Origin of the sequence: Kocuria rhizosphaericola (assembly GCF_044462205.1) — a bacterium.
GTDB lineage: Bacteria > Actinomycetota > Actinomycetes > Actinomycetales > Micrococcaceae > Kocuria > Kocuria rhizosphaericola.
This window is the reverse complement of sequence record NZ_JBISWK010000026.1, coordinates 1-14,335: the sequence shown is the minus strand read 5'-3', so window position 1 is coordinate 14,335 and position 14,335 is coordinate 1. Positions and strand designations below refer to the sequence as shown.

Here is a 14,335-nt window from a genome sequence, read left to right as displayed (position 1 = left end):
GGCGCCGTGGCGCGTCCGCAGCCGGATCAGTCGCGGGCGGGGTGGTCGGCGAGCACCTGCTCGACGAGCTCGGGATCGGCGTCCCGGACGTCCCAGTTGCCGGTGCGCTCGTGGTAGGCCTGCGCGGCGGCCGTCACGTTGTACCGGCTGGCGTCGCGCGGAGGATCGGAGTGCTCGAGCACGTGGATGAGATGCGTCTCCGCCTGGGCGAGCGCCTGAGGATCGTGCATGGCGGGTTCCTTTCGGTACGGACCGGGCCGTTCCCGGCCCGGATTGATCAGCCAACTGACGAATTCTAGCCGACGGATCCCCGCGACGCACCGGGCGTCCACCGCCACCGTCGGCCTCAGCGCAGGTCCAGCTCCTCGCAGAGCTCGGCCGCACGGCCCACCAGTCGCTCGAACCCGCGGGGACGCCGCCGGAAAGCCCAGCAGGACGACGACATCGCCCTCACCGACGTCCACGAGCTCCTGCTCCGGGGGCTGGCACAGCTGCGGGTCGGAAGTCCGGGCCGAGGGGCACGCCCTGCTGGCACAGGGGTGCGGGCAGTCCCCGGAGGTCGGTGAAGGACTCGAAGCCCAGGTGCCGGTACAGCCGGCAGAGCGCGGCACGCGAGACGCCGCTCATCTGCGCCGGCCCCGCCGAGCCGTACGGGGCGAGGTCGTCCAGGTGGTCCAGGTGGTCCAGGACCAGATCGGCGGCCCTCTGCTCCTGGGACGAGAGCCCGGCGCAGTGCGCGTGGACGCGCTGTTCGATCGACACCTTCACCACCCTGAGCATCGCGGGGATCGGGTGCGGGAGGGCCCGCGGCGGCACCGGGGCCGCACCGGTTGCTAGCATGACCCGGTATGAAGGGTTCTCTCGGCCCACACTTCCCCCTCGCGCCCCAGAACGACTCCGCCCGCGGCGGACGGTCCGGGAACGTGTCCATCCAGACGGCCTTCCCGGACCCGGTGCTCCTGGAACTGCCGTGGGACACCCCCCTCGAGCAGTGGCCCGAGGACGTCCTCGCCGCCCTGCCCCGCGGGATCTCCCGGCACGTCGTGCGCTTCGCCCACGCCGGCGACAAGGTCGTCGCCGTCAAGGAAACCGTCCCCCACTACGCCCGGCACGAGTACGCCACCCTGCGCCGGCTGCAGCGCATGGGCATCCCGTCCGTGGTGCCGGACTCCGTGGTCACGGACCGCTACTCCCCCGACGGCGAGCTCCTGCCTGCTGCCCTGGTGACCGACCACCTGAGCTTCTCCCTGCCCTACCGCGCCATCTTCTCCGCCGGCCCCAGCGCAGCCACGGTCGAGCGGCTCGTGGACGCGCTCGCCTCGCTGATCGTGCAGCTGCACCTCTCCGGCTTCTACTGGGGCGACGTCTCGCTCTCCAACACGCTGTTCCGCCGGGACGCCGGCGCGTTCGCCGCCTACCTGGTGGACGCGGAGACGGGCGAGATCCACCCCGAGCTCACGAGCGGCCAGCGGGGGTACGACATCGAGCTGGCCCGCACGAACGTGGCCGGGGAGATCATGGACCTGCTCGCCGGGGCCGTGGAGGAGGGACACGACATCGCGGACGTGGTGGACCCCTTCGAGGTCTCCGACCGGCTCGTCGCCACCTACGATTTCCTGTGGCGCGAGCTGACGGTCGAGGAGTCCTTCAGCATGGACGAGCGCTGGCGCGTGGTGGAGCGGGTGCGGCGCCTCAACGAGCTCGGCTTCGACGTCGAGGAGGCCTCCATGGACACCGTGGAGGGGCGGATCCGGCTGCGCCCCCAGGTCGTGGAGCCCGGCCACCACACCCGCCGCCTGCAGCGGCTCACCGGTCTCAGCGCCCACGAGAACCAGGCGCGCAGACTGCTGACCGACATCGCCCAGCTCGGGCAGGACCTCTATCCGGGCCTGCCCGAGGAGCTCGTGGCCCAGCTGTGGATGCGCGAGGTCTTCTCCCCGATCATGGCGGCGGTCACCCCGCCGATGCGCCGCAAGCTCGAGCCCGCCGAGATCGTGCACGAGGTGCTCGAGCACCGGTGGTTCCTCTCCGAGCGCGCCGGCAAGGACGTGGCGACGCACCAGGCGGTCGAGGACTACGTGGCCTCGCAGCTGGCCGGGCGCCCGGACGAGCGGGAGGTCTTCTGAGCCGGGAGCCGTCCCGGACGGGTCAGGGCCGGTGCGCCTCGAGCACGCCGGTCAGGGCCCGGTGCACCCGCCGGGGCCAGTCCTCGCCCAGACTCCCGTACCGGGCCACGTGGGAGTAGGCGGAACCCAGCACGAAGTCGAGGACGACGTCGACGTCGAGGTCCGGGCTCAGCCGTCCCGCCGCCGTCTCCGCGGCGAGGAGCTCCTTGAGCCGCTCCACGCGCGGCCGGACCAGGTGCGCCCGCAGGATCCGGGACGTCTCCGAGTCCGGGTCGCTCAGCAGCGAGACCGCCACCCCGATGCCCATGTCGTGGAGCAGGAAGTCCAGCGCCTCGGCGAGACCCTCGTCCCAGCTCGCGGGGGCGCTCGGCCGCTGCGGCGAGTAGGTGGTCATGGCGTCCTCGAGGGCGCCCTCGAGCATCTCCAGACTGTTCGCGTAGCGGCGGTAGATCGAGGTCTTGGCCACCCCGGAGGCCGCCGAGACCGCCTCGATGCTCACCCGGTGCGGCCCGCCCTCCCGGAGGAGGGCGAGTGCCGCCGCGGTGATCTTCTTGTCGGTGGTCACGGTCCGCGGATCGGTCCGGTCGTCGTCGCCCATCGGTGCGCCCTCCTGCTCGCCGTCCGCCGCCCGTGCGCTCAGGCGGTCTTCCAGTCCTCGATGGGCCAGTGGTTCTTCCGGGCCAGCCGGTACAGGGGCAGGTCGGGGTTGACCGTGTAGGGGTGGCCCATGAGCAGCAGCCAGCTGGCGTCCGCGTGGGAGTCCCCGTAGCCGTAGGAGCGGGTGAGGTCGTAGCCGCCCTGCTCGGCGTACTTCTTGAGCCACTGGGCCCGCGCCTCGTCGACCAGGGGCGGCGTGGCGAGGTAGCCGGTCATCACGCCGTCGCGCTCGTCCATCCGGCCCGCCACGACCTCGTCGAAGAGGTGGGCGATCGGCTCCACGAGCAGGTCGATGGACCCCGTGACCAGCACCGTCCTGTGCCCCGCGGCGCGGTGCTCCTCGATCCGGGTCAGGGCACCGGGGCGCAGGAGGCGCCGCATGTCCTGGCCGAGCGGACCGGCCACCTGCTCCCGCACGGTCCCGGCGGGAACGCCCTGGTAGCGGCGCATGAACGCCCGGATGAACTCCCCGCGGTCCCGCTTCTCGGCCTTCAGGTAGGTCGGGGCGTTCGAGACCAGGTCGGCGACCTCTGCGGGCCACTTCGCGAGGTGGAGCGTCCGGCGGCGCAGCTGCAGGTACTGGCGGATGACCGTGGAGTTCAGGACGGTGCCCTCGAGGTCGAAGACCGCGAGCACGTCCGTCCCCTCGCTGAGCCCCCGCCTGGACGCGTTGCGCCGCTTGGACGCCGCCTGGAGCCGGCCGTAGGCCTTGGTCATCGTGGTCAGGGCCGGCAGGTGCACGTTCTGCCAGTAGTCGGCCCAGTCGATCGACCGGGCGTCGAAGGTCCGGTCCTCGGGCGTGCCGGCGGGCAGCGAGTCGTTGAGCTGCCGGGTGCTGGCGTCGTCGAAGATCATCTCGGTGCGCGTGTAGGACTGGTAGAGGTCCACGTACGTGCGCAGGGAACCGAGGCCGGACTGCATGCGGTGCATGGAGTTGGCCCACTCGCGGGTGCGGGAGGTCGCGGGCAGCGCCGAGGTGAGCCGGCCGCCCACCGCGGAGAGCCTCTCCTTGACCGCCAGCGAGCGTTCCACGGCGTTGTTGGCGGGGAACTTCCACTCGGGCACGCGGATGGGCCTGCCCTCGGCGTCCTCGAGCGGGTGGGCGAGGAAGAAGGAGCGGACGTTCTCGTACATCTGGTGGAACGGGAGCGGGTTCGAGGCGCCCGAGCAGACCTGGTAGTACGCGGCGGCGGGGTCCGCCTGACCGTCCGGCGTGACCGTGCCCGAGGGCTCGCGGTGCCCGTCCGTGGCCAGCGCCACGATCGCGTTGACCACGAAGTCGACGGGGATGACGTCGAGCACGGAGTCGGGCAGCCCCGGGAACTCCGGCAGGGCGCCCTTGGCGTAGGCCATGATCAGGGGGTCGGCCACCTTGTAGCCGTCGATCCAGCCGGGGTACGGGTGGCGCAGCGCGGACTCGATGATGGAGGGGCGGACCACGGAGAGGCGGTGGCCGCCGCCCGCCCACTTCTCCTCGGCGACGCGCTCGCCCAGGGCCTTCGTGAAGGTGTAGATGTCGGTCCAGCCGAGGGACTGCGCCCGGGTGCGGCCGTACTCGACGAGGCGGGTGCGGACCCAGTCCTCGCGCGCGGCCTCCGCGGCACGGGCCACCGACTTGGGGCCCTCCTTGCCGTGGTCCGCCGTGGCGTCGTCGATGACGGCCTGCAGCCGCTCCGGGGTCCGGGAGGCCATGTCGGCCTCGTCGCGCGCCCGCTGGGCGGCCTCGAACTCGGCGGCCCAGTCGACGTCGTGGTCCACCGGTGCCTCGGGGCGCAGGCCCTTGGCGATCCCGCCGACGTAGCAGGTGGAGACGTGGATGACGTGCGGGTCCTGTCCGGAGGCCAGGAGCGCGTCGTAGAGACCGGTGGCGCCGCCGACGTTCGTGCTGAAGGCCTCGTCGATCGGCGGGTCGAAGGACACGGTGGAGGCGGAGTGGATCACCACGTCGAACGGTTCCGTGATCTCCGCGAGGGCGGAGAGGTCTCCTTCGATCACCGCGGTGCGCTCCGCGAAGACCCGCTTGGCCTCGTCGTCGCCCACCGCCTCCCGCCAGGTGCGGAAGGCCGGCTTGCGCAGCAGCTGCCGCAGCCGCTGCTCACCGCTGATGCTGCCCTTCGGCCGGACCACGGCGGTGACGTGCACCCCGTCGTGGGCGGACAGGAGCCGTTCGAGCACCGCCTGCCCGAGGAAGCCGGTGGCTCCCGTCAGCAGGACGCGCGTGGTGGGGGTCTCGGTCAACGGGGTTCCTCCGGTGGTGTGCTGGTCCGCCGCCGGTGCGGAGCAGGTGGGGGCTGCGGGCGGAACCCGCCCTGCGGACGACGACGGCGCCCCGCGAGCGGACCGCACCCGACTGCGCTACGGCTACCGTAGTGTAGCCTAGATCTCATGCTTACCGCTCTCGTGACCGGGGGGACGTCCGGCATCGGCGCCGCGTTCGCCGAGGCCCTGGCCCGCCGGGGAAACGCACTCGTCCTGGTGGCCCGCGACGCGGACCGCCTGGAGCAGACGGCGTCCAGGCTGCGCACGGAGCACGGCGTGCCGGTCGAGATCCTGCCCGCGGACCTCTCCGACCGCGCCGACGTGGACCGCGTCGCCGCCCGCGTCGAGGACCCCGAGCGCCCCGTGGACGTCCTCGTGAACAATGCCGGGTTCTCCGTGAAGACGCGCTTCGCCGACCCGGACACCGGTGCCCACGACCGTGCGTTCGAGGTCATGTGCCGGGCGGTGCTGGTCCTCTCCTCCGCGGCGGCCCGGGCGATGACGACGCGCGGCTCCGGCTGGATCATCAACGTCTCCTCCACCGCGGGACTGGTCACCATGGGCTCGTACTCGGCGATCAAGGCCTACACCACCGCGTTCACCGAAGCCCTGGCCGTCGAGCTCGACGGGACGGGCGTCCACGTCACCGCCCTGCTGCCCGGCTGGGTGCGCACGGAGTTCCACGAGCGCGCAGGCATCAGCGGGACCTCGATCCCGTCCTTCATGTGGCTCACCCCCGAGCGCGTGGTCGAGGAGGCTCTCGACGACGTCGCCCGCGGCAAGGTGCTCTCGATGCCCGCCAAGCGCTACCGGCTCCTGGGGTTCGTCCTGCGCCACCTGCCGCGCTCCGCCGTGCGCCGGCTCTCGGGGCTGGTCGCCTCGGCCCGCCAGAAGGAACGGGCGGCCGGCTCGTGACCCGCCGCGACCCCCGGGACCCCGCACCGGTCCAGCGCTCGATCGACGGCGGCAACGCAGCCTCCTCCCCCGAGGCCTCGCCGGAGGCGCCGCCCGCGTCCTCCGCGCAGCTGAGCCCCGACCGCTTCCTCGACCCGCGGCGTCGCCTCGCCCGGCGGATCGCCCAGAGAGTGTTCCTGCAGGGCCTCGCGTACCGCACGGTCCGCCGGTCCGTGGTGACCCACCCCGCGGCCGACGCCCTCGACGGGGCGTGCATCGTGGTGGCCAACCACTCGAGCCACCTCGACGCGCCCCTGGTCCTGGGCTCGGTGCCCCGGCGCATCCGCCGGGACCTCGCGACCGGGGTGGCCGCGGACTACTTCTTCACGGCTCCGCACAAGAGGCTGTTCACCGAGCTGATCTTCAACGCCTTCCCGGTGGACCGGACAGGCACCGGGGCGAACCGGGGGCTCTCCAAGCAGTTGCTCAAGGCGGGCGTCCCGCTGCTGATCTTCCCGGAGGGCACGCGGTCCCGCACGGGGAAGATGGGGTCCTTCAAGATCGGGGCGGCGGGTCTGGCCAAGGCCGTGGGCGTTCCGGTGGTCCCCGTCGCCCTGATCGGGGCCTACGAGGCGATGCCGCGTGGCGCGCGCTGGCCGCGCCGCGGCCGCCCCCGAGTGGTGGTGGCCGTCGGCGAGCCGCTGGCCGCGCGGCCGAAGGAGCCCACGTCGTCGTTCAACGACCGCATCGAGTCCTCGGTGCGGGCACTCTACGCCGAGCACCGTCCGCGCATCGACGTCTGAAGCACCACCACCCCCCGAGAACCAGGAGAGTACTGCGCAGATGGCACACGTGAAGCACATGAAGTGGTGGGGGTGGGGCGAAGAAGGCGTGCACTTCGAGTACGCGAACAAGCCTGCCTTCGCCCCGTTCGTCAAGAGCGCCCTGGACGTGGACCTGCGGCCGCGGCAGCGCGACACCATCGACTTCTCCACGGTGCGCGTCCCCGCCTCCCGGGCCGACGACGCCCTCCTGGAGTCGCTGGCCGCCGTCACCGGGGCCGAGCACCTGACACTGGACGACGAGCTGAGGGTCGTGCACTGGGCCGGCAAGTCCGTCACCGAGCTGCTGCTCACCCGGGCGGGCGACTTCGCGCGCGTGCCCGACGTCGTCGTGTACCCCGGCACCGAGGACGAAGTGGCCCAGGTGCTGCGGCTCGCCGTGGAGCGGGACCTCGTGGTCATCCCCTTCGGCGGCGGCACGAGCATCTCCCGCAGCCTCCAGCCCGACCCCCATGAAGAACGAATGATCGTTTCACTGGATCTGGGGCGGATGAACCAGGTGCTCTCCCTGGACGAGACCTCCGGACTCGCCACCATCCAGGCCGGCGTGCTGGGCCCGGACATGGAGGAGCAGCTCAACGCCCGCGGGTGGACGCTGGGCCACTTCCCGGACTCCTTCACGCACTCGACCCTCGGCGGCTGGGCCGCCACGCGCTCCTCGGGGATGCAGTCCGACAAGTACGGGGACATCGCCGACATCGTGCGCGGTCTGCGGGTGGTGCGCCCCGGCGGCACCGTGGTGCTGCGCCCTCTTCCCTCGACCTCCACCGGTCCGAGCCTGCGGGAGATGATCATCGGCTCCGAGGGCCGCCTGGGCGTGATCACCCAGCTCGACGTGCACGTGCACCGCATCGCGGAGCACCGCGAGGTCATCGCCTACATGTTCCCCACGTGGCAGCAGGCGCTCACCGCGATGCGCGGTATCGCGCGGTCGGGCGTGAGCACCACTTTCGCCCGCGTCTCCGACGCCCACGAGACGGCGTTCTCCCTGTCCACCCAGAAGGCCCCCGCCACCCTGAAGAAGAAGGTCACGGCCAAGGGCCAGGACCTGCTGTGGGAGATCATGCGGCGGCGGGGCTGGGACACCGACGCCATGTGCATCGCCTACGTGTGCTTCGAGGGCGGCAAGCCGGAGGTCGAGCGCCGGAAGAAGGCCGTGGCCGGCATCGTGAAGAAGCAGGGCGCCCTGGTGCTCGGAGCGGGCCCCGGTGCGCTCTACGACCAGAAGAAGTTCGACACGCCGTACCTGCGCGACTTCCTGCTCGAGCAGAACACCATCGGCGACGTCTCCGAGACCGCCGCACCGTGGTCCAAGCTCACCACCGTGCACCAGGCGGTCTACGACGCCGCGAAGCGGGCCTTCGAGTCGCAGGGCAAGACCGGGTGGATCATGTCCCACATGTCCCACTCGTACCACGCCGGCGCCTGCCTCTACTTCACCTTCGGCTACGAGATCGGCGATGACCCGCACGGGGAGTACGCGGTGATCAAGGGCGCGGTCCAGCAGGCCTTCATCGACGCCGGCGGGACGCTGTCCCACCACCACGGAGTGGGCCTCGAGCACAGCTCCTGGATGGAGCAGGACGTCTCCCCCGAGGGCGTGCAGCTCATGCGCAGCCTGTTCGCCGCGGCGGATCCCGGGAGCAACTTCAATCCCGGCAAGATCGTCGGCTGATCCTTCCGGTCCTGGACGGGTTCAGGCCCCCACCGTGAGGGTGGGGGCCTGAACCGTGCTGGTGCCCCCCCCGGGGGGGGTGGGGGGTTAAATGCGGGGAGCCCCCGACACGGTGTGTCGGGGGCTCGACCCTTGGGTGTGGTCCGGCGGTGTCCTACTCTCCCACACCCTTCCGGGTGCAGTACCATCGGCGCTGTGGGTCTTAGCTTCCGGGTTCGGGATGGGACCGGGCGTTTCCCCCACGCTATGACCGCCGTAACTCTGTCTCCCCCCGGGTGCCGCCCACCGCCGGAGCGGTGGTGGTGGGGGGGAAATCTGGTCACAGTCATCTGTTGTGGATGCTGCTGGGTGGTTCCTGGCCAACGGGTTGTTGGTTGGGAGCCGTATAGTGGACGCGGTGTTCTGTGGTGTCCCCACCGGTGGTCCCAACAGTGTTGGGGGGTGGGGGTGTGGTGTAAGTTGTCGGCGTATTAGTACCGGTCGGCTGCACACGTCGTTGGTTCGTGCTTCCACCTCCGGCCTATCAACCCAGTGGTCTAGCTGGGGGCCTCTCGCACCGATCGGTGCCTGGAAATCTCATCTCGAAGCGAGCTTCCCGCTTAGATGCTTTCAGCGGTTATCTCTTCCGAACGTAGCGAAGCAGCGGTGCACCTGGCGGTACAACTGCCATACCAGAGGTTCGTCCGTCCCGGTCCTCTCGTACTAAGGACAGGTCTTCTCAAATTTCCTGCGCGCGCAGCGGATAGGGACCGAACTGTCTCACGACGTTCTGAACCCAGCTCGCGTACCGCTTTAATGGGCGAACAGCCCAACCCTTGGGACCAACTCCAGCCCCAGGATGCGACGAGCCGACATCGAGGTGCCAAACCATGCCGTCGATATGGACTCTTGGGCAAGATCAGCCTGTTATCCCCGAGGTACCTTTTATCCGTTGAGCGACGGCCATTCCACAATGTACCGCCGGATCACTAGTCCCGACTTTCGTCCCTGCTCGAGCTGTCGCTCTCACAGTCAAGCTCCCTTGTGCACTTACACTCGACACCTGATTGCCAACCAGGCTGAGGGAACCTTTGGGCGCCTCCGTTACTCTTTAGGAGGCAACCGCCCCAGTTAAACTACCCATCAGGCACTGTCCCTGACCCGGATCACGGGCCGAAGTTAGATGTCCAGAGTGACCAGAGTGGTATTTCAACGTTGACTCCACGTGCACTGGCGTGCCCGCTTCACCGTCTCCCACCTATCCTACACAAGCCACACCGAACACCAATACCAAACTATAGTAAAGGTCTCGGGGTCTTTCCGTCCTGCTGCGCGTAACGAGCATCTTTACTCGTACTGCAATTTCGCCGAGTTCATGGTTGAGACAGCGGGGAAGTCGTTACTCCATTCGTGCAGGTCGGAACTTACCCGACAAGGAATTTCGCTACCTTAGGATGGTTATAGTTACCACCGCCGTTTACTGGGGCTTAAATTCTCCGCTTCGCCGTGAGGCTAACAGGTCCTCTTAACCTTCCAGCACCGGGCAGGAGTCAGTCCGTATACATCGTCTTGCGACTTCGCACGGACCTGTGTTTTTGATAAACAGTCGCTTCCCCCTGGTCTCTGCGGCCCTTACCCGCTCGCACCAGCAAGTGGTGTCCACGGTCGGGGCCCCCCTTCTCCCGAAGTTACGGGGGCATTTTGCCGAGTTCCTTAACCATGATTCTCTCGATCGCCTTAGTATTCTCTACCTGATCACCTGTGTCGGTTTGGGGTACGGGCGGCTGGAACCTCGCGTCGATGCTTTTCTCGGCAGCATAGGATCACCGAATCCCCCCACGAATGGGGGTCCCGTCACGTCTCAGGCTCATGTGACCCGCGGATTTGCCAACGGGTCGCCCTACACGCTTAGACCGGGTCTACCATCGCCCGGCTCGGCTACCTTCCTGCGTCACACCTGTTAATACGCTTACCTCCCCGGTTCAGGTCCCACGCTCCCCGGAGCCGGCGATGACCAATGGTCACCGCATGGCCCGGTTCGGGTGGTTAGTGTCCCCGGTTCGGTATGGGCGGTTCTTCGCCGGTACGGGAATATCAACCCGTTGTCCATCGACTACGCCTGTCGGCCTCGCCTTAGGTCCCGACTGACCCAGGGCAGATTAGCTTGACCCTGGAACCCTTGATCATCCGGCGGACGGGTTTCTCACCCGTCATTCGCTACTCATGCCTGCATTCTCACTCGTGTGGGCTCCACCACTGGGTCACCCCGCAGCTTCACTGCCCACACGACGCTCCCCTACCCATCGCACCACCTGAACCAGGATCATGTGCCCTGGTTGGGTATCATTGGTGCAATGCCACAACTTCGGCGGTGTACTTGAGCCCCGCTACATTGTCGGCGCGGAATCACTTGACCAGTGAGCTATTACGCACTCTTTCAAGGATGGCTGCTTCTAAGCCAACCTCCTGGTTGTCTAAGCAACTCCACATCCTTTCCCACTTAGCACACGCTTAGGGGCCTTAGTTGGTGGTCTGGGCTGTTTCCCTCTCGACTATGAAGCTTATCCCCCACAGTCTCACTGCTACGCTCTCACTTACCGGCATTCGGAGTTTGGCTGACGTCAGTAACCTTGTAGGGCCCATCGGCCATCCAGTAGCTCTACCTCCGGCAAGAAACACGTAACGCTGCACCTAAATGCATTTCGGGGAGAACCAGCTATCACGAAGTTTGATTGGCCTTTCACCCCTACCCACAGCTCATCCCCTCCATTTTCAACTGAAGTGGGTTCGGTCCTCCACGCGCTCTTACACGCGCTTCAACCTGGCCATGGGTAGATCACTTCGCTTCGGGTCTAGATCACGCCACTCACTCGCCCTATTCAGACTCGCTTTCGCTACGGATACCCCTCACGGGTTAACCTCGCGACGTAACACTAACTCGCAGGCTCATTCTTCAAAAGGCACGCCGTCACCTTGTAGGGCTCCGACGGTTTGTAGGCACACGGTTTCAGGTACTATTTCACTCCCCTCCCGGGGTACTTTTCACCTTTCCCTCACGGTACTGGTCCGCTATCGGTCATCAGGTAGTATTTAGGCTTACCAGGTGGTCCTGGCAGATTCACACGGGATTTCTCGGGCCCCGTGCTACTTGGGTACACGCTCCGTGCGGCAGCAACGATTTCGTCTACGGGACTCCCACCCTCTCCGGTCCGGCACTCACACCGGTTCGACTATCGTCCTGCACTCACACGCCCGGGCCGGCAGACCCGGGACGACGTGCCCCACGACCCCGATGATGCAACCCCTGCCGGGTATCACACACCATCGGTTTGGCCTCTTCCGCGTTCGCTCGCCACTACTGACGGAATCACTGTTGTTTTCTCTTCCTGTGGGTACTGAGATGTTTCACTTCCCCACGTTCCCTCCACACACCCTATGAATTCAGGTGCGGGTCACCACGCATAACACGCGGCGGGGTTTCCCCATTCGGAGACCCTCGGATCACAGCTCGTTTATCAGCTCCCCGAGGCTTATCGCAGATTACCGCGTCCTTCATCGGCTCCTGATGCCAAGGCATCCACCGTGCGCCCTTAAAAACTTGCCACATGATCACAGAACACACCGAATACCACCACCACCACACCCCCTCGAAAAGGAGCACGGCAGCGGCGTTTCCGGCGATCAATCACGAACACGGCACCACAACCGCACGAGAGCCCCGACCCCCCGAAGGAGGACGAGAACGCCCGCGCACCTGCGGCACCCGTTCTTAAGATGCTCGCGTCCACTATACAGTTCTCAAACAACAACCCGCACATCCCACACCCTGGCGGCCGGTCCCCCAAAGGAGAACCACCCACCGGCAGGACACCGGGAACCCGACACCACACCCCACCACACCGGACCCACCACCACCCCCCGAACAGGAGGACAGCAGCAGAACCCACCGCGACGGGGCCTGTTGTCTCAGGACCCAATAGTGCACCACGGACCACCCCGACCACCCCGGCAGCCACCCCTTCCACCACCACCAGCACGCGAGAACGAAGCTCACGACCAGCAGCAGGTACTAGGACGACACCGGGCCGGCACCCCCTCCACACCCCGGCGAACCAGGACACGAAAAGGCGAAGCGGCCACTTGCTCGTTGATATTCCACCCATGAGCTCACCCCACCAGCACCACGAACGGGCACTGAGGCGGGGGCGACCACCACACGGCGGTCAACGGCTCCTTAGAAAGGAGGTGATCCAGCCGCACCTTCCGGTACGGCTACCTTGTTACGACTTAGTCCCAATCGCCAGTCCCACCTTCGACGGCTCCCTCCCACAAGGGGTTAGGCCACCGGCTTCGGGTGTTACCAACTTTCGTGACTTGACGGGCGGTGTGTACAAGGCCCGGGAACGTATTCACCGCAGCGTTGCTGATCTGCGATTACTAGCGACTCCGACTTCATGAGGTCGAGTTGCAGACCTCAATCCGAACTGAGACCGGCTTTTTGGGATTAGCTCCACCTCACAGTATCGCAACCCTTTGTACCGGCCATTGTAGCATGCGTGAAGCCCAAGACATAAGGGGCATGATGATTTGACGTCATCCCCACCTTCCTCCGAGTTGACCCCGGCAGTCTCCTATGAGTCCCCACCATCACGTGCTGGCAACATAGAACGAGGGTTGCGCTCGTTGCGGGACTTAACCCAACATCTCACGACACGAGCTGACGACAACCATGCACCACCTGTCCACCGACCCCGAAGGGAAACCCCATCTCTGAGGCGGTCCGGTGAATGTCAAGCCTTGGTAAGGTTCTTCGCGTTGCATCGAATTAATCCGCATGCTCCGCCGCTTGTGCGGGCCCCCGTCAATTCCTTTGAGTTTTAGCCTTGCGGCCGTACTCCCCAGGCGGGGCACTTAATGCGTTAGCTACGGCGCGGAAAACGTGGAATGTCCCCCACACCTAGTGCCCAACGTTTACGGCATGGACTACCAGGGTATCTAATCCTGTTCGCTCCCCATGCTTTCGCTCCTCAGCGTCAGTAACAGCCCAGAGACCTGCCTTCGCCATCGGTGTTCCTCCTGATATCTGCGCATTTCACCGCTACACCAGGAATTCCAGTCTCCCCTACTGCACTCTAGTCTGCCCGTACCCACTGCAGACCCGGGGTTGAGCCCCGGGCTTTCACAGCAGACGCGACAAACCGCCTACGAGCTCTTTACGCCCAATAATTCCGGACAACGCTTGCGCCCTACGTATTACCGCGGCTGCTGGCACGTAGTTAGCCGGCGCTTCTTCTGCAGGTACCGTCACTCTCGCTTCTTCCCTACTGAAAGAGGTTTACAACCCGAAGGCCGTCATCCCTCACGCGGCGTCGCTGCATCAGGCTTCCGCCCATTGTGCAATATTCCCCACTGCTGCCTCCCGTAGGAGTCTGGGCCGTGTCTCAGTCCCAGTGTGGCCGGTCACCCTCTCAGGCCGGCTACCCGTCGTCGCCTTGGTGAGCCATTACCCCACCAACAAGCTGATAGGCCGTGAGCCCATCCAAAACCAGTAAAACCCTTTCCACCACCCACCATGCGATGGACGGTAGTATCCAGTATTAGACCCAGTTTCCCAGGCTTATCCCAGAGTCAAGGGCAGGTTACTCACGTATTACTCACCCGTTCGCCACTAATCCACCCAGCAAGCTGGGCATCATCGTTCGACTTGCATGTGTTAAGCACGCCGCCAGCGTTCGTCCTGAGCCAGGATCAAACTCTCCGTCAAAAAAACAACGAAAACATCAAACCCCGGCTGAAAATGCTGCCACCACCCCACGGAGGCGGAACGGCGACAACCAATCAACCGAATAAAACATCCGGTATCAACAAACATGGCACACTATTGAGTTCTCAAACAACAGACC

At 66.4% G+C, this 14,335-nt stretch carries 8 protein-coding genes and 3 rRNA genes; 4 read left to right on the top strand and 7 right to left on the bottom strand.

The annotated features are described in order from the left end of the window. Positions 1-26: 26 nt before the first annotated feature. The gene (locus tag ACH9D2_RS02350) at positions 27-230 is read right to left on the bottom strand and encodes a hypothetical protein (RefSeq protein WP_298586407.1); all 204 of its coding nucleotides are present in this window, start codon (positions 228-230) and stop codon (positions 27-29) included. A 220-nt stretch (positions 231-450) separates the two neighbouring features. Beyond that, positions 451-840 carry a hypothetical protein gene (locus tag ACH9D2_RS02345; protein WP_396361149.1) on the bottom strand — a complete coding sequence of 130 codons (390 nt, stop codon included), beginning with the start codon at positions 838-840 and terminating at the stop codon, positions 451-453. Positions 841-848: 8 nt separating this feature from the next. Between ACH9D2_RS02345 and ACH9D2_RS02340 the strand changes: the two genes are divergently transcribed. Continuing rightward, complete coding sequence (locus ACH9D2_RS02340; protein ID WP_396361148.1) at positions 849-2,126, top strand: DUF4032 domain-containing protein; 1,278 nt, start codon at positions 849-851, stop codon at positions 2,124-2,126. A 22-nt stretch (positions 2,127-2,148) separates the two neighbouring features. Here the strand turns inward: ACH9D2_RS02340 and ACH9D2_RS02335 are convergent, their stop codons facing one another. Both ACH9D2_RS02335 and ACH9D2_RS02330 read right to left on the bottom strand, forming a co-directional pair. Next, positions 2,149-2,724: a TetR/AcrR family transcriptional regulator gene (locus ACH9D2_RS02335; protein ID WP_396361147.1), complete on the bottom strand. Its 576-nt coding sequence runs from the start codon at positions 2,722-2,724 to the stop codon at positions 2,149-2,151. Positions 2,725-2,762: 38 nt separating this feature from the next. After that, the gene (locus ACH9D2_RS02330) at positions 2,763-5,021 is read right to left on the bottom strand and encodes an HAD-IB family hydrolase (RefSeq protein WP_396361146.1); all 2,259 of its coding nucleotides are present in this window, start codon (positions 5,019-5,021) and stop codon (positions 2,763-2,765) included. A 147-nt stretch (positions 5,022-5,168) separates the two neighbouring features. Between ACH9D2_RS02330 and ACH9D2_RS02325 the strand changes: the two genes are divergently transcribed. Genes ACH9D2_RS02325 through ACH9D2_RS02315 form a run of 3 tightly spaced genes read left to right on the top strand, consistent with a single transcriptional unit; the run spans position 5,169 to position 8,453 of the window. Next, complete coding sequence (locus ACH9D2_RS02325) at positions 5,169-5,957, top strand: SDR family NAD(P)-dependent oxidoreductase (protein ID WP_396361145.1); 789 nt, start codon at positions 5,169-5,171, stop codon at positions 5,955-5,957. Further along, positions 5,954-6,739 (top strand): 1-acyl-sn-glycerol-3-phosphate acyltransferase, encoded by a 786-nt coding sequence (locus tag ACH9D2_RS02320; protein ID WP_396361144.1) that lies wholly within the window; start codon positions 5,954-5,956, stop codon positions 6,737-6,739. The genes ACH9D2_RS02325 and ACH9D2_RS02320 overlap by 4 nt, the downstream gene beginning before the upstream one ends. Before the next feature lie 40 nt (positions 6,740-6,779). Further along, positions 6,780-8,453, top strand: a complete 1,674-nt coding sequence (locus tag ACH9D2_RS02315) for an FAD-linked oxidase C-terminal domain-containing protein (protein ID WP_396361143.1) — start codon at positions 6,780-6,782, stop codon at positions 8,451-8,453. 141 nt (positions 8,454-8,594) lie between these two features. Here ACH9D2_RS02315 and rrf read toward each other — a convergent pair. From rrf to ACH9D2_RS02300, 3 genes are all read right to left on the bottom strand, one after another. Continuing rightward, positions 8,595-8,711: ribosomal RNA gene (gene rrf / locus ACH9D2_RS02310) — 5S ribosomal RNA — on the bottom strand. Positions 8,712-8,903: 192 nt separating this feature from the next. Then, a 23S ribosomal RNA gene (locus ACH9D2_RS02305) occupies positions 8,904-12,036 on the bottom strand. 634 nt (positions 12,037-12,670) lie between these two features. Then, positions 12,671-14,196 (bottom strand): 16S ribosomal RNA (locus tag ACH9D2_RS02300). Together the 16S, 23S and 5S rRNA genes form the textbook arrangement of a ribosomal RNA operon. Positions 14,197-14,335 lie beyond the last annotated feature (139 nt).